Source organism: Brevibacillus borstelensis, assembly GCF_003710865.1.
Classification (GTDB): domain Bacteria; phylum Bacillota; class Bacilli; order Brevibacillales; family Brevibacillaceae; genus Brevibacillus; species Brevibacillus borstelensis.
In genome coordinates this window covers 46794-65748 of record NZ_RHHO01000039.1, presented here as the reverse complement: position 1 = coordinate 65748, position 18955 = coordinate 46794, and the positions used below count along the sequence as shown (strand labels likewise).

The following is an 18955-nucleotide window of genomic DNA, read 5'->3' as shown; positions in this document are numbered from 1 at the left end:
TCATTGTACCCTGCATTGTCTGTCGCATCAAACAAGAAATCGGTGGCACAACGCAAAATGCATCGCTTCTCCTAGTGTAAACCATTCCATCCGAGTACAAACGGCAAGGGAGCGGCTTATCCGGAAAACGGCATGCCACCCCCTTGTTTGCTACGCTTTTCGTTTCAATCGGGCGATGAAAAAGCCGTCACTTTCAAAGTGGTGCGGCAATACTTGAACAAAGCCCTCAGTAGTGTCGATTTTATCGCGAACCGACGCTGGCAGGTCGTCTGCAAGCGTTCGATCAAGCTCAAAAGCCGGGTGATTTTTCACAAATCGCTGAACGATTAGCTGATTTTCCTCCGGTTCAATCGTACACGTGCTGTATACGAGCAAACCTCCCGGAGCCAGCAGCGCAGCTACGCTTTCCAGCAGCTTGTACTGAAGCTCCGCGATTGCTTTGACGTCATCCGGCGTCTTGTTCCACTTGAGATCCGGCTTTCTCCGAATCACGCCAAAGCCTGTACAAGGGGCATCCAGCAGGATTCGATCAAATGTACCCAGTTTTTTCTCGCCTAGATGCAAGGCGTCTGAAACAATCGGTTCGATAATGGTGATCCCCAGTCTCTTTGCATTTTGGGCAATCAGATCGCGCTTGTGGGGATGCACATCACTTGCGATGATTTCTCCGCGGTTCTGCATCAGCGCGGCGATATGGGTCGTTTTCCCTCCCGGCGCCGCACAGGCGTCAAGCACCCGCATGCCCGGATCGGCAGCGAGCGCAGGGGCCACAAGCATAGAGCTTTCGTCCTGAACAGTGAACAATCCCTGGCGGAACCATTCTGTCCCGGCTGCATGGCCGCCTTCCATGACAAGGCCGTCTGGACTGACGATGGAAGGCTCGACTGCTGAAAACTGCTCCCTCAGCTTGCCCAGCAGCTCATCTCTCGTGGACTTCAGTGTATTGACCCGAATGGAAGTGCGCGGCGGGCGGTTGTTGCTTTCGAGAATCCGCCTCGTCTCTTCTATTCCGTATTGCCCCGCCCATCTGCGCACAAGCCATTCCGGATGGGATTGTTCAATCGAAAGCCGTGCAGCGTCATCACCGCTGCCCAGCTTGTCCCACAGATCGGGACTGCGAAGAGCGTTGCGCAAAACGCCGTTTACCATTGAGGCGATGCCCTGATGTCCTCTCCGCTTGGCGATTTCTACCGCTTCATGGACGACCGCCCGATCGGGAATCCGGTCGAGAAAGCGAATCTGGTATAGACTGAGGCGAAGCAAATTCTTCACCCATGTCTGCACCTTCTTGCCCCGTATGAAACGATCCAGTGCCGTATCCAGCGTCAGTCGGCGCTGGATCGTGCCATACACCAGCTCCGTCACCAGCCCGGCATCGGGAGCGCGCAACTCCTCTCGGTTCAGGACGTGTTTAAGCTCCAAATTGCTGTAAGACTGATGTTCTTCCACCCGGTTCAAGACATCGAGGGCAATGTCACGCGCACCTTTTTTTGCCACTTGTCATTCTCCTACCTTTGTGCCGATTTCCAAGCTGCCGCCCGCTCCCCGCAAAAAGTCGAGAGCGCTCATCCGTTTTTTCCCTTCCGGCTGCAATTCGGTGAGCTTGACCGCCCCGCTGCCGCAAGCGATTACCAAGCCGTCCTGCTCGAGGGCGATGATCGTGCCCGGCTCGGCGCCTTGGCTGGTCGCAGAATGCTTTTCTACCCACCATATTTTCCAGTTTTTTCCTTGATACGTTGTAAAAGCAACTGGCCATGGGTTTAATCCTCTGACCTGGTTGTACACTTCCTCCGCTGTTTTGGTCCAGTCGACCTTCTCCTCGGACCGCTTGATCGTCGGAGCAAACGTCGCTTGCTCGTGATCCTGCGGCTCAGGCACGATTTCTCCGGCCAGAAGTCCCGGAAGTGTTTTCACCAGCAGCTTGGCGCCTTCTGCCGACAGCTTGTCAAACAGTGTGCCTGCTGTATCCCGCTCTTCGATGGGGACGGTGACTTTGGAGAGCATGTCGCCTGCGTCCAACGCTTCCACCATGTACATGATCGTTACGCCCGATTCCTTTTCCCCGGCGATGATCGCCTTGTGGATGGGAGCGCCGCCCCGGTATTTCGGGAGCAGCGACGCATGGACATTTATGCAGCCAAATCCCGGTGCTTCGAGCAATTGCTTGGGCAGGATTTGCCCGTATGCAGCCGTGACGATCAGATCAGGGCGAAGCGAAAGCACTTCCTCCAGCGCTTCCGGCGCTTTGATCTTCTCCGGCTGCAGCACGGGAATGCCATGCCGCAAAGCCGCCTCCTTCACCGGAGGCGGCGTCATCACTTGTTTGCGTCCGACAGGCCGATCAGGCTGGGTGACGGCCGCAACAACCGTATACCCGTCTGCGATCAGTGCCTCCAGGCAGGGAACGGCAAAGTCGGGCGTTCCCATAAAGAGTATGCGCACGTCTTTCAATTCGATTTATTCCCCTTCCTCGTCCGGATTTACCGTATAAACCCGGTCTGCCACGTCAATAAACAGAACGCCGTTCAGATGGTCAATCTCGTGCTGGGCACAACGGGACAGAAGGTCGTCCGCTTCCATTTCAAAGACATTGCCGTTGCGGTCTTGTCCGCGCAGCTTGATCCATTTGTGGCGGCGGACATCCCCGCGCAGTCCCGGGATGCTGAGGCAGCCTTCCGGATAGTCAAACTGCTCTCCTTTGTGGTCAATAATTTCCGGATTGACCACTTCGATCAGACCGTCGCCGCAGTCCATGACGATGACGCGTTTGGAAATGCCTACCTGCGGCGCCGCCAGGCCTACTCCGTCAGCATCGTACATCGTTTCCGCCATATCATCGAGCAGCTTGTGCAGGTTGGCGTTAAAATTTCTTACCTGGATTGCTTTTTCCCGCAGGATTGGATCTGGGTGTTTGACAATTGTGCGAATAGCCATTTGTTGTTTATCCTCCCTAAAGCAGTACGTACGGATCGACGTCAATCGTCATCAGTACCTTCTGCTGTTTGTTCCATTCTTCAAATGCGGATGTCGCCTGGGCCAAAAGGTCCGGCAGCCGCGATTCATCACGATATTTTAACATGATTTGGAACCGAAATCTATCTTTCACGCGTGCAATGGGCGAAGCGACAGGGCCCAGCAAAATCGTCGTCTCCGCCAACCGGGGACGTAGATAATCGGCGACCAGATGTGCTGCTTTGATGACGACCGGTACTTCCTCATGGGAAAACGTGATCAGCACGAGCCGGAAATACGGCGGATAGCCAGTGCGCCTGCGCTGCAGCATCTCTTCCCGATAAAAAGAAGGGTAGTCATGCCTTGTCGCGTGCATGATGCTGTAATGCTCCGGGGTATAGGTCTGAATCACCACATCCCCTTCCAATTCGTGGCGTCCGGCGCGTCCGCCTACCTGGGTAAGCAGCTGAAAGGTCTTCTCGGCGGCGCGAAAATCGGGTAAAAAGAGCGACGTATCAGCGGCAATGACGCCGACCAGTGTGACGCGGGGAAAATCAAGCCCTTTGGCAATCATTTGCGTACCGAGCAGCACATCTCCCTGACCGGTGCGAAACTTGCGGAGCAGCTCTTCATGCGCCCCTTTTCGCGAGGTGGTATCCACGTCCATGCGGATCACCCGGATCCCGGGAAACAGGCGAGCCAGCTCCTCCTCGACCTTTTGCGTTCCCGTTCCAAAAAAGCGGATATGCTCGCTCTGGCACTCCGGGCAGTGGCTCGGCTGCTTGATCGTATACCCGCAGTAGTGGCAGCGAGCCGTGTGATTGGTCCGATGGTAGGTAAGCGAAATATCGCAGTGTACACAACGAAGCGTATAGCCGCAGGAGCGGCACATGACGAATGTGGAAAAACCCCTGCGGTTCAAAAACAGCACCATCTGCTCCTGACGCGCAAGCCGCTCTCCGATCATCTCATGCAGCTGACGGCTGAACATCGAGCGGTTTTCGGAACGCAGCTCTTCTCTCATATCGACGACGTGAACGCGGGGAAGCGGGCGGTTTCCGACGCGGTCAGGCATCGAAAGCAGCGTATAGCGGCCCCGTTCGGCCAGCGCATAGGTCTCCAGGGCAGGTGTCGCGCTGCCCATGAGAAGAACGGCGTTGTTTTCCTTGGCCCGCCAGATAGCGACCTCCCTCGCATGATAGCGCGGTGTCTCCTCCTGCTTGTACGAGCTTTCATGCTCTTCGTCGATGACGATCAGCCCGACGTTTTGGAACGGGGCAAAAACAGCGGAGCGGGCCCCCACGACGACGCTTACCTCTTTGCGGATGATCTTGCGCCACTCGTCATACCGCTCTCCCTGGGACAGGGCGCTGTGCAGGACCGCTACCTCATTGCCGAATCGGGCCTTGAATTTCTCCACCATTTGCGGAGTCAGCGAGATTTCCGGCACCAGAAAAATCGCTTCCCGCCCTCTGGCCAACGTCTCTTCGATCGCTTCGAGATACACTTCTGTTTTGCCGCTTCCGGTCACTCCATGCAAAAGAAAGGCGCCGTACTCGTTTTTTTTGATCGACAGCTGCACGGCTTGCAGGACATGCTCCTGTTGGTCGGTAAAGACGGGCTTTTGGGCTGCCGCAAAACGCCTGTGCGCATACGGGTCTCTGTATACCTCCAGTTGTTCGATCGCGATCCAGCCTCGGCTCTCCAGGCTTTTCAATGGAGAGCGGGTAATCCCGAGCTCTTCCTGCAGCATTTTTACGGAGAAGGACTGGCCTTCCTGCTCGATCAACAGCTGAAGAACCCGCCGCATCTGCTCCGCCCGGGCCGGCAGGCTCTCGGCCGCTGCCGCAAGCTCCTCGCGAGTCAGCAAACTGCGGACAAACGATTGCTGTTTGCGGGTCACCCGATCGGTTACTTGATAGCCTGTGGAGAGAAGTCCGCTCGAAATCCACCCCGGCACGAGCATGGCTTCTTCGGGAAAGTGCTTTTCCACCTCGGCAAGCGGCAGCTGCTTTCGTCTGAACAGCTCCCACAGCAGCGGAGAGCGGCCGCACATCTCTTCCTCCAACTGGTCTGAGGCGAGCAGCCATTTCTCCGACTTCCCCTTCAATACCGCCGGAATCATCGCCTGCAAAGCAGTTACCCATGGACAAAGGTACTGCTTCGACATCCATTCCCCCAGTCTGATCAGCTCGTCTGAGAGCGGCGGCTGATCATCGAGAACCTGTTCGACGTCCCGCAGCTTGTCAGCTGCTCCCTGTTCGGCCGCTTCCTCCAAGCCGATGACATATCCCTGCAGCTTGCGGGGGCCAAATGGAACGATGACTCTGCTGCCCGTTTTCATCAGCGGCACGAGCCACTCAGGAACGCGGTAATCGAACGGCCGGTTCGTCCGGTTTACGGGAACATCTACAATGACACGGGCGATCATAGCTTTTCGGGCAGAGGCTGATGGTCCAGCTTGAGCAAGATCGCATCAAGCAATTTATCCGCTACTTCCCGCTTGCTCAATTTGTCCAGCGCCACCTGCTCTCCCTCCCTTGTCAACAGGGTGACGATATTGGTGTCGCTGCCCATTCCGGCGCCTTCCAGCGAGACATCGTTTGCTACAATCATATCCAAATTTTTTCTGTCCAGTTTCCCCTTTGCATGCTGCAGCACATCCTGCGTCTCTGCGGCAAAACCGACGACAAACTGCTTTTCCTTTCTCTGCCCTACCTCTTTGAGGATATCGGGTGCCTTGTCCAGCTCCAGGACGAGTGGCCCCTCTCCTTTTTTCATTTTATGCTCGTGCACCACTTTTGGCCGATAGTCGGAGACTGCGGCTGATTTGATGACAATGTCGCTGATCGGCAGTTCAGCCATGACCGCATCGTACATTTCCTGCACCGATTCTACCGGTACGAGCTTTACTCTGGCGGGCGGAGGCAAATGTGTCGGACCGCTGACCAAAACGACATCTGCTCCCCGTGCCTGAGCGGCTTCGGCGATCGCATAGCCCATTTTGCCCGAAGCATGATTGGTGATGTAACGGACCGGATCGATCTTTTCTCGCGTCGGGCCGGCGGTTACGAGCACCCTTTTCCCTTTCAAATCCTGCTTTTCCCGTGTTTGCTCAGCAAAAAAGCGAATAACCGCTTCTACGATCTCCTCCGGCTCGGCCAGCCTGCCCTTCCCGACCCAACCACAGGCAAGCAGCCCTTCGCCCGGTTCGATGAAGCGATAGCCGAAATCGGTCAGTTTTTGCAGGTTTTGTGCAACTGCCGGATGATGATACATATTTACATTCATCGCAGGTGCCAGCATGACCGGCGCTTTCGTGGCGAGCACAGTGGTTGTCAGCATGTCGTCGGCGATCCCGTTGGCCATTTTTCCGATCACATTGGCTGTAGCCGGGGCGATCAGCACCAAATCCGCCTTGTCCGCCAGATCGATATGACTGATCACGCTTGGTTCCGGCTCCTCAAATATATCTGTATACACCGGCCCATGGGACAGCGCTTGAAAGGTGAGCGGCTGTACAAATTTTGCGGCGTTCTGGGTCATGATGACACGCACCAAAGCCCCAGCCTGGGTCAGCTTGCTGGTTAGCGCTGCAGCTTTGTAAGCGGCTATTCCCCCTGAAACACCCAATACGATTTGTTTGCCTGTCAAAGGAAGCATCCATATCTCTCCTCTCTAGGTGGGTATCTCCAGTCCGAAAAAAAACAACCTGCGCGAGGTTGTTTCGTAACGAGGTACGCGGTTAACGGTCCGCTTATTTCCGAGAATCAATCGTATCGTGGATCAGCTTGTCTTCGATCAGCTCTTCCAGCGCTTGGCCAACAAACTTCTTGGACTTTGGCTTATCCACCTGCACAGCGCTGTTCTCGCGGATTTGGCGGGCGCGCTTGGAAGCGATCGTCACCAGCGTATATTTGCTTTCAGCCTTTGCGGTCAGCTTGTCAATCGAGGGGTACAACATGATTCATTCAGCCTCCTTCAACCATTTGCGAAACTTGTGGATTTGACGTTCTTTCTTTAAATGTTCGGCTGTAATGATCGATTGAATACGTTCGCAGGCACATTCAATCTGATCATTTACTACTACGTAGTCGTACTGATCCATCAGTTCGATCTCGGTGCGAGCCATTTCCATGCGGTGACGGATGGTTTCCTCTGACTCCGTGCCTCTGCCCACGATCCGATTTTCCAGTTCGGCCAAATCCGGCGGAGCCAGGAACAAAAACGTCCCCTGCGGGAACTTTTGCTTAACCTGCAAAGCTCCCTGCACTTCAATTTCCAGGATCACGTCACGCCCGCTGTCCAAGGTCTCTTCCACGAACCTGCGCGGCGTTCCATAGTAGTTTCCTACGTACTCTGCCCATTCGAGCAGCTGGTCCTGCTCGATCATCCGGCGAAATTCTTCCTTGCTCGTAAAAAAGTAGTTCACTCCCTCTACTTCACCCGCACGCGGCGAACGCGTCGTGGCAGAAACAGAGTAGACCAGGTCCGGCATGCGCTCCCGAAGGGCTTTGCAAACCGTTCCTTTCCCTACGCCTGACGGTCCAGAGAGAACCAGAAGGAGACCCCTATCGCTCATGAATGCATTCAACTCCTGCTTTATTCGTCCGATTCATCGTCTTTGTTCGTCAGCCGCTGCGCGACCGTTTCCGGCTGAACCGCGGACAGGATGACATGGTCACTGTCGGTGATGATCACTGCCCTTGTTCTTCTGCCGTATGTAGCATCCACCAGCATGTTGCGGTCTCGCGCTTCCTGGATGATCCGCTTGATCGGCGCGGACTCCGGACTGACAATGGAAATAATACGGTTGGCGTTGACGATATTGCCAAATCCGATATTAATAAGCTTAATGGCCATGACGGCACCGTCCACCCCTTCATCGCTACTCGATGTTTTGAACCTGCTCTCTCATCTTTTCCAATTCTGTCTTGATCTCGATGGCCAACCGTTGAATGGAAAGGTTGTTGGCCTTGGAAGCTATGGTATTGGCTTCCCGATTCATCTCCTGCAGCAAAAAGTCGAGCTTCCGCCCAACTGCTTCCGGCTGTTTCAGCAGCTCTGAAAACTGCGTGCAGTGACTTTCCAGACGCGTGATCTCTTCGCTGATATCGCTTCGATCTGCGAAAAAGGCAACCTCCTGCGCCAGCCGCTGCATGTCAAGCTCAAACGGTGCGCCTTGCATCCATTCACTGATACGCTGCTGCAACCGGGCTCGGTACTCCTCCACTACGACAGGAGCGCTCTGGGCGATTTCTCTGGTCCAGGAGACAATGTCGGCAAGCCGACTGCTGATATCTTCCGCCAGCTTTTGTCCTTCTTTTTTCTTCATCGAAAGAAGGTCTTTCGCGGCTTCTCTCGTCACTTCCAGAAGCGGCTCACAGAACGACTGGGGCTCTACCGCTACTGTCTCCTTCTCGGAAATCACCATCGGCAGCTGCAGCAAGTCTTTCGCTGCCAACGGTTCGCTGAGAGAAAACCGATCGTTCATTTCACGCAACGCCCTGACGTACTTTTCTGCGGCGTCCCAGTTTACTTGAAACTCTGCCTCGCTGGATGCCGCCTCATCGATCGAAATCATCACTTCTACTCGCCCGCGGCGGACGTATTCGGCCACCAGCTTGCGAACCGGATCTTCCAGTACACCGTAGGCTTTCGGCAGTCGAACGATGATTTCCGCATAACGATGATTGACAGCCCGCATCTCCACGGACAACCTGAAAGCCCCGTACATGGTTTCCTTTCGGCCATAACCAGTCATGCTTCGGACCATGGATATCACTTCCACTGTCGTAAAATCGTTAATTCATTATAGGAGACAACTCTTTGCAGTGTCAACCAAAGCCGCCCATGCTTCCAATACCGTCAAAGGGGGTAATATGTTACACTGTGTCTGACGCTAGGCGACAATCATCCTTATTTATGAGAAGAGGTCATGAACCGTTCACAGCGTATTTTGTATTTTTTAAGAGCTAGAGGTGAAGAAAATGGCTTTTGACGGTGTTGTGACTCGTGCCGTTGTACAAGAACTAAAGCGATGGGAGGGCGCGCGGATTGCCAAAATCCACCAGCCCCATTACAGCGATATTGTCATGCAATTGCGAATGCAGGGGGAAACGGGCAAGCTGCTGCTCTCTGCCAACCCGACCTATCCCCGCCTCCATCTGACTACCGAGGATTTTACCAATCCGATGGAAGCCCCGATGTTTTGCATGCTCCTTCGAAAGCATTGCGAAGGCGGATTGATTGAATCGATTGAGCAGGTCGGTATGGAGCGGATCGTCCATATGGATATCCGTGCCCGCGACGAGCTGGGCGATACGACGCGCAGGCGGATCGTGATGGAGATCATGGGAAAACACAGCAACATCATCCTGCTCGACCCGGCGACCGGTGTAATCCTGGACAGTGCGCTGCATGTGACTCTCGCCATCAGTCAGTATCGGCAGGTGCTTCCAGGCAAAACGTATGTCGCTCCGCCCGGTCAGGACAAAAAAAATCCCCTGCTTGTATCCCAGCAGGAGTTTATCTCGCTGTTTAACTGGAACGGCGGCCGTTTCGACAAGCAATTGGTCGATACATTTACGGGGATGAGTCCCCTGCTCGCAAAAGAAATCGTTCACCGCTCCGGACTGCCGACCCGCGAAGCATTGTGGCAAGCGTTTTCGCAAGTGATGCAAGACATTGCCCGACACGACTACGTCCCTCATTTGGCCGTGGCCAAAGACAAAACATACTTTCACGTCGTTTCCCTGATACATCTTCAAGATGCTGCCATCACTTCCTTTCCCACCGTCAGCCAATGCCTGCAGGGTTATTTTGAAGGAAAGGCACAGCGGGATACGGTCAAGCAGAAGGTTCACGATCTGATCCGCTTCGTAACCAATGAACGGAACAAAAACGTCAAAAAAATCGAGAAGCTGGAGCAAACCCTGGTGGATGCCCAGGAAGCGGAGCAATACCGCCTTTACGGCGAATTGATCACGGCCAATATGCATCTGCTGAAACGCGGAGATACCGTGCTGGAAACAGTCAATTGGTACGACGAGGATGGCGGTGTCGTCCGCATCCCGCTCGATCCCCTAAAAACACCTTCGGAAAACTTGCAGGCGTACTATAAACGATACAACAAGGCCAAAAACAGTCTTGGCATTGTAGCGGAACAGATCGCGCAGGCTGAAGAAGAAATTGTTTATCTCGACGGCCTGCTCGTTCAGTTGGAGCATGCGACTGTACAGGATACGGAAGAGATCAGAGAAGAGCTGGCGGAGCAGGGCTACATCCGCAACAGGCAAAAGCGTCAGGCCAAAAAGAAAAAAGACCACCGCCCCGAGCTGGATACGTATACGTCCTCAGAGGGTGTGGAAATCCTGGTAGGCAAAAACAACAAGCAAAATGAATACTTGACCAACAAGCTGGCGTCCTCGGGTGATACATGGCTTCATACCAAGGATATCCCCGGGTCCCACGTCGTGATCCGCGGGCGAGATTTCTCGGAACAAACACTGAAAGAAGCGGCACTGCTCGCTGCCTATTACAGCAAAGCCCAAAACGGCAGTCAGGTTCCGGTCGATTACACACTGGTGAAGCATGTGAAAAAACCTAGCGGAGCCAAGCCCGGATTCGTCATCTACGAGCAGCAGCGCACTCTTTATGTCACACCTGACGAGAACAGCGTGCGCCGGTTGAAATCGAATTTCCGCGATACGAATAGCAAGACTACCTAGGATCATACTAAGAGCATGAAAGGAGGTGTTCGTTCTTGAGCATCTTGATAAAGCTCCTCTCAAACGGGATTATTGCCGTTCCGGGGCTAATGTGGTCGGGAACGTCACTCTCATTTGCGCTCGTCACCAGCGTAGTCATCAGTCTTATCTCTTATGTGGCCGGGGATCTGTTTATCCTTCCGCGTACAAACAACACATTCGCCAGTACGGCCGATTTTGGGCTCGCCTTTGCCCTTCTCTGGCTGAGCTGTGCCCTATTTGCAGTGCCCTACCGTCTTTCGGGAATATTTTTAACCGCTTTTGCCATCTCCATCGTGGAGTATTTCTACCATAATTACTTGCAGCACCGCGGTGTCCACCATTCCAGACACCCGGGTTGATACACGACTTTGACAGCTAAGGAGGATCGGGATGAACGTCATCGGGATCATCCAGACGGACTTGAATGAATTTAGCGTCCTGTTCGAGCCTGAGCAAGGTGGACAGCAGCAAGGCGGACAGGGGCAGGGACAAGGACAGCAATCACAGCAGCAGGGTGGCGGAGATCAGGACGACTCCATGTTCCTCAGCTTTTTGGAGGACCAAACCGGCGACAGCAGCGGCGGTCAAGACCAAGGGGGAAACAGCGGCAATCAGCAGCAGAATGGTCCCCAAGAGCTGACTGTTCGGATCAAAGGCATTCCCGAGGGCCAGAAAGCAAACTTCCTGCAAATGTACCAAATCATCCAGGATGCAAAGGACAGCAAGGACCTGGAGCAGACGCTGACCATCGTGAACAATGGCGATCAGCAAAATCAAGGCGCAGGCCATAACATGGCCGGCGGGAATAACGGAGGCGGCGGCAGCAGCTTTTCAGGAGGCTCCAATTCCTCCAAAAACCAATAGCGTCCCACATCACGAATAACAAAAAAACCTGAAGCGACGAGGCCTCAGGTTTTTTATGTACAATTTTTGCCACATAGGAATGGAAATTGCTTTCCAGGCTTGGACAAAAAAATCCCCCGCTCTGCCGTCCGACCTAATGTTTCTGTAACCTGTGCTCACACAGGTGGGCGACCCGTCCACGTTTTTGCCTTCCCATGCGTCCCATACAGGGAGGTGGGCCTGACATCCGCGTGAAGTTCTGTCTCCCAGAAAATACGTATAAGGTTAGAAACATATACAGCCTAACGAACATCGCAGGATCTTGTTGTTATTTACTTTACCATAGGTATGCCCTGTTCTCAATGGATAATTTCCCCTGAAAGGCCCGTTCTTTGATGAAAAACTCTCTTGGCGCTTTACTCTTTTTTCAGCCGCTGGCGGATGACCGTCTGAAACTCTGGATGGGCGATCAGTTTGGGCTGCTGCTGTTTTTCCCAGGCTAGAGCCTCCTCCATGTTGAGCTCCAGACATGCTGTCAATCCCATTTTGGTGGTCTCCCACGCCAGCTTCGGCATCCGCAGCAGGACTTTCGCAAGCTGGTTTGCTTCTTGTTCAAGAGCCGCTGCATCGACTGCCTTGTAGATCAACCCTATCTTCTCGGCTTCGCTTCCGCTGATTTTTTCTCCCAGCAAGGCCAGTCGTTTTGCCTGGGCCATACCGACCAGCCTTGGCAACAAATACGTGCCGCCAAAGTCGGTAGTCAATCCGATATGGACAAACGGTTCCTGAAGCACGGCCTCCTTTGCAGCCAGGACAAAATCCGCATGGAGAGCAAGGTTTAGTCCTGCTCCTACCGCCGCGCCTTCCACAACAGCAATCACAGGTTTGGGCATATGATGCAATTGCAGCAGAAAGTCGTTGATGATGGTCAGCGCCTGATGGGCTTGATCTGATTCACTCAGCATGCTGAGCACGCTTAAATCGGCGCCGGAACAAAAATTTCCGCCTGCTCCCCGAAAGATCACCACTCTTACTTCTTCCTTGGTAGCCGCAAAGGAAATCGCATCTTTCAGGAGAGAAAACATCTCGATCGTCATCGCGTTCAATACGCGCGGACGATTCAGCACAATAGTCAGAACCCCCTCATGAAGCTCGGTATAGAGAGGAAGTGTCTGTTGGTCATTCATTCACAAAACCTCCGTTTATGCTAGTATTCAAACGAAAATGACTCCGTCCCTTCCCAATTGGGCCAACTCTTCAAGCGACAGCCCCAGCTTCTGCGTCAGTACCTGGCGGGTATTCGCTCCATAACCTGGCGGAGGCGATAGGTCCCGGACCGGCTCGTCCCTGTCAGAAAGACTGGCTCGGGTGCGAACCTGCAGTCTCTCCCCGTATTCTCCTGCTTCAAGCGTAAACGTCAGTTGTCTGTTTTTTATAAAAGCGCTATCCAGCCAAGTATCTATCTCCTCTACGGGAGTCAGGCAGCAGTCCACCTCGCTTCCCAGTTCCCCCCACTCGGGCTGTGTCCTTGATAGAAAAAGCTTTTTCATTTCTTCGTACACATGCGGGTGTTCGTCGAGCCCCGCCCCGTACAGGTCTTCCCAATCCTCGCGGCCGACTGCCCTGCAGAAATTGAGCCAGAACTTTTCCTCGAGGGCCGCGAGAACGACGTACTTTCCTTCCGCTGTTTCAAAGATCTGGTAGGCAAGGCGACCTTTAAAAAACCGGGCCATCTCTTCTTCCCGTGCATGTTGGGCGCAAAGGACGTGCATGCCCATCCAGGAGGACAATGCGTCAACCAACGAAATGTCCAGATACGCTCCCTGGCCTGTTTGGTACCGCCTGATCAATGCCGCGCAGATTTGCTCGGATGCGTACATGCCGCCCGCATAATCGGCAATCGGGACCTCTGCAGCCACCGGTTTTCCGTCCTCGCCGCGGATCGCAGCAAGGAGTCCGCTTGCTGCCTGGAAGTTGAGATCATGCCCGCCTAGCTGATGCATCGGGCCGCTCTGTCCATACCCGGTAAGGGAGCAGTAAATGATGGAGGGATGGCTTTTGGAAAGTCTTTCGTAGTCAAGGCCCAAGAGCTTCATTACTCCGGGCCGAAAGCTTTCGACAACTACATCGGCCTGCCTGGCCAACTCATACGCCAGCTCTTTGCCTTTCCCCGTACGAAGATTGAGTGCCACGCTTTGTTTATTTCGGTTGGTAGAAAGAAATATTGCTCTTGCCTCCCCGATTCTCGGTCCCATTGCCCGTCCAGGGTCTCCGGACGGATGCGTCTCCACCTTGATCACTTCTGCTCCCAGGTCAGCCAGTCTCATGGTGCAAAACGGTCCGGGAAGATGGCGCGAAAAATCGACTACCGTAATCCCTGTCAACATGGCTTTGACCGCTCCTTTCCAACCCTTTCCATGTTCATTTCGTTTTGAATGCCTTCAATCCTCTTTTTTCCAAAAAATAAAACAGTCTGACAACAAAAAAAAGCGCCCGACAGAAGACCTGTGTACACACAGCTTCTGTCGGCGCTTTTGGTGAAAGACGGATCGCATTCTTTCACATTTGGAGGTATGACCGCTGGCGGTCAGCACATGCTCCCGCTTAAATGGGAAGCATGTTATTTCTGTTAATAGCGGCTGTCGTAACCACCGCTGGAGGAAGAGGAGTCGTGACCGTAGCCGCCACCATACCCTTTTTTATAGCTATGGCAGTCGTACTTATAAACGGGTTTGTAATAGCATTTTTTCTTGTAGTATTTCTTTTTGCAGCATTGTTTGTGATAGCAATGGCCGTAAGACTTTTTGCATCCGCAGCTCACTCGCTTCACCCCCTCTTCACTTGGTACAGTTACAAAATATGTCGAGGGGAGTGCTTCGGCACGGTACATGTATCTATTCAATGGGAAAATGAGCATCCGCCCTACGCGCTGGCTAGAGGCTTTTTGACTCGAGAAACGGTTCCGCCGGGGAATTCCTTTGTTTATTTCGCTCCGCCCAGGCCACACCGATGAGAACGAGAAAACCTCCCAGCACAGTCATTGCGGTCAAAGGTTCGTGAAGAAACAGAATAGCCGTCGCCACATTGATCAATGGTGTTGCATTCAGGTAGATGCCTGCCCGGGCTGCGGACACTGTCTTCAATGCCTGATTCCACAAACTATAGGCACAAACCGTGCAGCCGAGCGTCAGGAAGAGAAAGCAGGCAAAGGTCTTTCCGTTAAAAACAGGGGGCCCGTACATCCAGACCTCCGCCAGGGCGAACGGAATCACCATGATTCCTCCGATCAAAAGCGTCAGGCAGGTAAACCATTCGCTCGGCATCTTCTCTTCCCCTGCGGGCCGTTTTTGTTGAATCACATAGATCGCGAAAACAAATTCGCCAGCCAAAACGAGCAAATCCCCCAAAACCGAGAAGCTGGCTTTGCTTTGAGATTGCAGTGTGATCATGAGTACGCCTGCCATTCCGATCAGCAGGCCGAGCCACTGGGAGATTGTAACGCGCTCTTTTAAATAAAGAGCCGCGAGCGAGAGTGTAAAGAGCGGCAGCATCGCAGCGATCATGCTGGCGTGCACCCCGCTGGTAAGAGACATCCCGGAAAAATTGCAGAGAAAGTATCCCGCGACACCGGTAAATGAAAGCATGGCCATTCGCTTCCAGGGAATGATAAGTCCTTCTTGCTGGGCGCCAGCATGACGCCTTGCTTTGGCGTTTCGTTTGGCAAAGAAAAAAAGAATGAGTCCGGCTGTAAGAAGTCTCATGCACATCAGGGAAAAAGGGTGCAATGTTTCCATGGCCCATTTTACCGGGACGACCGTCAGGCCCCATAAAAAAACGGCTCCCAGCAGCATCCAGCTCGCTTGTTTCATGAAATTTTCATCTCCGTTGGCTTTTACTGGGTGACGATTTTCCTTAGCTCATTGATCCCGTGGTGGTCAGGAATTTCCTGAAATTCCTTCACCTTGGGCAGCGTCAGGAGATGCGGCCGGGTCATGTAGCCCGGTTTGGAGATGTAAACGACGTCGCAATGGGCTATCAGCTCGAATACGTCCGGGGAATTGGCTTCTATCGTTCGCAAATCCAAGTGGGTAATACCGGCATTATGCAGATCGGCGATCATTCCTTCGGCTCCACGGAGGGTTGCGCAAATGAGACCTACCTTGGTTTGCTGCGGGTACGCCTCCATGGCAGGAATCACGGTAGTCGGGTCCGGAATGAAATCGAGACTGACAATCGGCGGTGATTCGCGCGGCAACGCCTGCTTCACTCTGGCGCTGACCGAAGGATGCGTGACAATTGCTTTATACTGACACAATAGTCCTCCTTCTTTCTCCAGCCAATCCCAAAAGTCATCCAGTGTTCGCCCTTCCACCATCGCACTGGGCAAGTGATATTGGACCAAACGCAAATATTCGGCCAGCTCCAGCTCTGTAAAACGGATGAAGAGGACGGGAAACTGATTGATCTCATGCATCACTACGGAAAGCACCCGCGTGAATTCCTCCATCGAATACCCCATAGCCTTTACTTTGTGAATCGTCTCTTTGGCCAGCAAAGCTAGATGGGCGGGGTTGCGGGTCAGCAGGGGATCATTGACGACATTGCTGACAATCGTTCCTCTTCCTTGCCTGGAGTCGACCAGGCCCTCCTGTTGAAGCCGCAAGTACACGCTGCGAATCGTGTTGTAGTTTACCTTGAGCTGTGCCGCCAGTTCTCTAACCGTGGGGAGCTGTGCATGAGGCGGCAATTCACCGCTGCGTATGGCCGCTGCGATCTGCTGGTACAATTGTTCGTGATACGAAACATTGGAATCCTTTTGCAAAGACAGGCGAAGCACGTGGCAACCTCCCCGTATATCATTTAATTTCAATCGTAAATCAATTCTGAATGTATCGTCAACATGAACAATCAGGATGAACCACGCTGCCGTATGAAATACTAAGCGTGACGATTACATCGCATGGAAAGAGGGGAATATAGATGGGCGAGCGCAGCCGTTTTCACGAGGGAGACAAGTCTCCGAAAAACGCCGTATACATGGAAATCGGGGAGACTGGAGCGAGTGTCCAGGACCCGATGATCATCGAACTGGGGAAAGGCGACAAATTTCCTCCCACCCGGAACAAGAATCGGGTTTGGACTCAAAAGTAAAGAATAAAGAGAAGAACCAACCCCCACCGGAAGGTTGGTTCTTCTTCATGTATCAATCAGCGCCTTCGTCTTCCTCGCCTTCTTCGTCATCATCGGTCACGTAAATAATCGAAACCCCCATGCTCTCAAGCAGCTGGAGCACTTCCCGGTTCAGCGTCTCGTCCCAGAGAAGCCCCAGACTCTCAACCAGCTCCAGCTCCTCCAGATCACCCGTTTCCGCATCTTGTATCAGTTCAATCACATCTGTCAATTGCTTCTCTTCCAGAATGGCAAGAATTTCTTCTTTGGTCATTTTCTTTCCTGCACCTCGTTTTCTGTATGTATCCTCCTCTATAATAGTACATAGTGAAAACGGAAAACAAAAGAGTGAGGTCATCGTTATGTACCCCCAACCCTATCTGGAATACCTGATACAGTTCCATGCCGAACGGGATTATTTTGAATGCCACGAAATTCTGGAGGAATATTGGAAAGAAAGCCCTCCCGGAGAAAGAAGGGCGGTTTGGGTCGGCTTGATTCAAGTAGCCGTGTCGCTCTACCACCAGCGCAGAGGGAATTTTGCCGGAGCCATCAAAATGATGGACAGCGCGATCAAGATCCTCAATAGAGAGAGGACCGACGTCCAGTCGCTTGGCCTGGACCCGGATGCAACCATCCAAACGCTCAGCCAGCTCCTTGCTGAGATGAAGCAAAACAGTCCCTATCACAGCATCCGATTGCCTATTGCCGACCCGGCCTTGCTGGCCGATTGCCGGAAGCGTTGCGAAGAACGAGGCCTTCATTTTGACAGCGAAAGCGATCTGTTCAATACATTTTTGTTACATAAACATACACAGCGGGACCGGTCGGATGTAATCGCCGAAAGGCTTCGCCGGCTCGATGAGCGCAGTCAGCGGCGCTCAGGCAGCACCGATGCGGATAAGTAAGCAGCAGGAATGGCCTCGGCAAAAAAATAACGTTCCGAGCCTTGATAAAAGCGTATCTTTTGCTGCCATGCATCGTGGGCACTGACTGCAAGCAAGACCAGTGTACCTTGCTCCTCACCGATATCGGCCGGGCTTGCAGCCAACTGCACATGTTCGTTTGCAATTGGCAGGAGTCCTCCCTCGGCTATTTGCGGGATCAGCTTTCGATGCGTACCATAAAACAGCTGCGGCGGCGGCTCCACCTCCTCGCCCCATTTTTTCGGACCTGGCAAAAACCCGTACGTAGCGCGGATCAACGCTCCGCCATCCCAGTCGATCCGGTGCTCCGGATCGTGATCGACCACTTGCCGGATGTCGTTCAGGGTGACACCGCTGCAGCCTTTTAACGTGCGGATGTAGGCCAGCAAGGCATTCACAGGCGTATATCCATATGTATCAAAATAAAGCAAAGGCTGTTCTCCGTTTTGTCTGAGAGCCGAGAGCAGCCTTTTCCGCAGCCGTTGTTCTTCATAATCCTTGAGCATTCGGCACCCTCCTATGGTCAATTCAGTAAACCCAGATGTGCAGTGCGAGAATGATCCCCAAATCGGCCATGAGGTGGCTCAGCCAGGTCGCGTAAACGGTCGGGAACAATCCTTTCAGCCAGCCCCACAAAAGGCCCGTTCCAAACACAAGTCCCGTGATCAGCACTCCCCATAACAATCCAAACAAAATGACTCCGACGACGAGATGATACAAGCAGTAAAAAAAACCGCTTATCAGCACAGCGACAGGCCGGGCCAGCGCATCCAGCAGACGCTCCAGAACAAAGCCGCGCCAGAGCAGCTCCTCCAACAAGGAATTGACAACGACCAAATACAGGGAAAACGGGAGAAGCCAGTCAGGTGTCACTCCCCAATCATTTAGCGTGTATTTGACGTGACTGGCGTTCACTATTCCCCCGCTGATCAAGAGCCAGGTCCCCGCCATCACTCCCGTCATGAGCATCGCTCCTAGGCCCAGACCGTATAGCATTCCTTTTTGATCAAAGGGCACCCATGCCCGCTTCCACTGTGCGGACAGCTTTTCTTCCCACATGCCGTGAAACAGCGGCACCAACAGACAAACGAGCAAGTGAAACAAGAGAAAGGTGGCAAACAGGCTGCGTTTTTCCACCAATCCGTAAAATATCGCCAAGGTAGCTGAAAAACCGTAAGCCACCAATAAGAGCAAAGCTCGCTTTCGTTTCACAGAGGAACACCCCTTTTGACAAATATAGGGTTCCCCATTTTCCGTCGCGCATACGACAGCCGGGAATCAATATACAAAATTTTGGGCAAATGCTATACTGTG

Annotated in this window: 21 protein-coding genes and 1 other RNA gene; 5 read left to right on the top strand and 17 right to left on the bottom strand. The window is 53.3% G+C overall.

Going from position 1 to position 18955, the window contains the following annotated elements:
- Nucleotides 1-150: 150 nt before the first annotated feature.
- The 9 genes from rsmB to EDM54_RS19815 all read right to left on the bottom strand — a co-directional run bounded on the left by rsmB (nucleotide 151) and on the right by EDM54_RS19815 (nucleotide 8728).
- On the bottom strand, nucleotides 151-1497 hold the full coding sequence (rsmB, locus tag EDM54_RS19855) for a 16S rRNA (cytosine(967)-C(5))-methyltransferase RsmB (protein WP_122958688.1): 1347 nt from the start codon (nucleotides 1495-1497) through the stop codon (nucleotides 151-153).
- A gap of 3 nt (nucleotides 1498-1500) precedes the next feature.
- On the bottom strand, nucleotides 1501-2427 hold the full coding sequence (gene fmt, locus EDM54_RS19850; protein ID WP_172921162.1) for a methionyl-tRNA formyltransferase: 927 nt from the start codon (nucleotides 2425-2427) through the stop codon (nucleotides 1501-1503).
- 30 nt (nucleotides 2428-2457) lie between these two features.
- Nucleotides 2458-2934, bottom strand: a complete 477-nt coding sequence (def, locus tag EDM54_RS19845; RefSeq protein ID WP_003386140.1) for a peptide deformylase — start codon at nucleotides 2932-2934, stop codon at nucleotides 2458-2460.
- 16 nt (nucleotides 2935-2950) lie between these two features.
- Nucleotides 2951-5383, bottom strand: a complete 2433-nt coding sequence (gene priA, locus EDM54_RS19840) for a primosomal protein N' (RefSeq protein ID WP_031932953.1) — start codon at nucleotides 5381-5383, stop codon at nucleotides 2951-2953.
- Nucleotides 5380-6615 (bottom strand): bifunctional phosphopantothenoylcysteine decarboxylase/phosphopantothenate--cysteine ligase CoaBC, encoded by a 1236-nt coding sequence (gene coaBC / locus EDM54_RS19835; RefSeq protein ID WP_003386144.1) that lies wholly within the window; start codon nucleotides 6613-6615, stop codon nucleotides 5380-5382. Before coaBC ends, priA begins: the two co-directional genes overlap by 4 nt.
- Before the next feature lie 94 nt (nucleotides 6616-6709).
- Nucleotides 6710-6916: a DNA-directed RNA polymerase subunit omega gene (gene rpoZ, locus EDM54_RS19830; RefSeq protein WP_003386145.1), complete on the bottom strand. Its 207-nt coding sequence runs from the start codon at nucleotides 6914-6916 to the stop codon at nucleotides 6710-6712.
- 3 nt (nucleotides 6917-6919) lie between these two features.
- The gene (gene gmk, locus EDM54_RS19825; protein ID WP_003386146.1) at nucleotides 6920-7534 is read right to left on the bottom strand and encodes a guanylate kinase; all 615 of its coding nucleotides are present in this window, start codon (nucleotides 7532-7534) and stop codon (nucleotides 6920-6922) included.
- A 20-nt stretch (nucleotides 7535-7554) separates the two neighbouring features.
- Nucleotides 7555-7815, bottom strand: a complete 261-nt coding sequence (gene remA / locus EDM54_RS19820) for an extracellular matrix/biofilm regulator RemA (RefSeq protein WP_003386147.1) — start codon at nucleotides 7813-7815, stop codon at nucleotides 7555-7557.
- A 25-nt stretch (nucleotides 7816-7840) separates the two neighbouring features.
- The gene (locus tag EDM54_RS19815) at nucleotides 7841-8728 is read right to left on the bottom strand and encodes a YicC/YloC family endoribonuclease (RefSeq protein WP_003386148.1); all 888 of its coding nucleotides are present in this window, start codon (nucleotides 8726-8728) and stop codon (nucleotides 7841-7843) included.
- A 214-nt stretch (nucleotides 8729-8942) separates the two neighbouring features.
- Here EDM54_RS19815 and EDM54_RS19810 point away from each other — a divergent pair, with 214 nt between their 5' ends.
- Genes EDM54_RS19810 through EDM54_RS19800 form a run of 3 tightly spaced genes read left to right on the top strand, consistent with a single transcriptional unit; the run spans nucleotide 8943 to nucleotide 11567 of the window.
- Nucleotides 8943-10682: an Rqc2 family fibronectin-binding protein gene (locus tag EDM54_RS19810; RefSeq protein WP_122958687.1), complete on the top strand. Its 1740-nt coding sequence runs from the start codon at nucleotides 8943-8945 to the stop codon at nucleotides 10680-10682.
- Between the two features lie 35 nt (nucleotides 10683-10717).
- A complete protein-coding gene (locus EDM54_RS19805) occupies nucleotides 10718-11062 on the top strand; it encodes a DUF2512 family protein (RefSeq protein ID WP_003386149.1) in 345 nt (114 codons plus the stop codon).
- A 31-nt stretch (nucleotides 11063-11093) separates the two neighbouring features.
- Nucleotides 11094-11567, top strand: a complete 474-nt coding sequence (locus EDM54_RS19800; protein WP_003386150.1) for a hypothetical protein — start codon at nucleotides 11094-11096, stop codon at nucleotides 11565-11567.
- A 109-nt stretch (nucleotides 11568-11676) separates the two neighbouring features.
- Here EDM54_RS19800 and ssrS read toward each other — a convergent pair.
- From ssrS to EDM54_RS19770, 5 genes are all read right to left on the bottom strand, one after another.
- Nucleotides 11677-11870, bottom strand: a non-coding RNA gene (gene ssrS, locus EDM54_RS19795) — 6S RNA.
- Nucleotides 11871-11962: 92 nt separating this feature from the next.
- On the bottom strand, nucleotides 11963-12733 hold the full coding sequence (locus EDM54_RS19790) for an enoyl-CoA hydratase/isomerase family protein (RefSeq protein WP_024982920.1): 771 nt from the start codon (nucleotides 12731-12733) through the stop codon (nucleotides 11963-11965).
- A 27-nt stretch (nucleotides 12734-12760) separates the two neighbouring features.
- Nucleotides 12761-13933: a CaiB/BaiF CoA transferase family protein gene (locus EDM54_RS19785; protein ID WP_031932957.1), complete on the bottom strand. Its 1173-nt coding sequence runs from the start codon at nucleotides 13931-13933 to the stop codon at nucleotides 12761-12763.
- A 546-nt stretch (nucleotides 13934-14479) separates the two neighbouring features.
- Nucleotides 14480-15415, bottom strand: a complete 936-nt coding sequence (locus EDM54_RS19775) for a DMT family transporter (RefSeq protein WP_003386153.1) — start codon at nucleotides 15413-15415, stop codon at nucleotides 14480-14482.
- A gap of 23 nt (nucleotides 15416-15438) precedes the next feature.
- Nucleotides 15439-16383, bottom strand: a complete 945-nt coding sequence (locus EDM54_RS19770) for a GntR family transcriptional regulator (RefSeq protein ID WP_122958685.1) — start codon at nucleotides 16381-16383, stop codon at nucleotides 15439-15441.
- 143 nt (nucleotides 16384-16526) lie between these two features.
- Between EDM54_RS19770 and EDM54_RS19765 the strand changes: the two genes are divergently transcribed.
- Nucleotides 16527-16697, top strand: coding sequence for a YjzC family protein (locus EDM54_RS19765; protein ID WP_003386157.1), 171 nt, complete (start codon nucleotides 16527-16529; stop codon nucleotides 16695-16697).
- 52 nt (nucleotides 16698-16749) lie between these two features.
- Here the strand turns inward: EDM54_RS19765 and EDM54_RS19760 are convergent, their stop codons facing one another.
- On the bottom strand, nucleotides 16750-16989 hold the full coding sequence (locus tag EDM54_RS19760; RefSeq protein ID WP_003386158.1) for a hypothetical protein: 240 nt from the start codon (nucleotides 16987-16989) through the stop codon (nucleotides 16750-16752).
- An 88-nt stretch (nucleotides 16990-17077) separates the two neighbouring features.
- Here EDM54_RS19760 and EDM54_RS19755 point away from each other — a divergent pair, with 88 nt between their 5' ends.
- Nucleotides 17078-17623: a DUF309 domain-containing protein gene (locus EDM54_RS19755; protein WP_003386159.1), complete on the top strand. Its 546-nt coding sequence runs from the start codon at nucleotides 17078-17080 to the stop codon at nucleotides 17621-17623.
- On the opposite strand, the gene EDM54_RS19750 is transcribed toward EDM54_RS19755, so the two are convergent.
- Both EDM54_RS19750 and EDM54_RS19745 read right to left on the bottom strand, forming a co-directional pair.
- A complete protein-coding gene (locus tag EDM54_RS19750; RefSeq protein ID WP_024982924.1) occupies nucleotides 17587-18147 on the bottom strand; it encodes an RNA 2'-phosphotransferase in 561 nt (186 codons plus the stop codon). The two genes, EDM54_RS19755 and EDM54_RS19750, sit on opposite strands and share 37 nt — an antisense overlap.
- 22 nt (nucleotides 18148-18169) lie before the next feature.
- Nucleotides 18170-18853 (bottom strand): CPBP family intramembrane glutamic endopeptidase, encoded by a 684-nt coding sequence (locus EDM54_RS19745; RefSeq protein WP_003386161.1) that lies wholly within the window; start codon nucleotides 18851-18853, stop codon nucleotides 18170-18172.
- Between the last annotated feature and the right edge of the window lie 102 nt (nucleotides 18854-18955).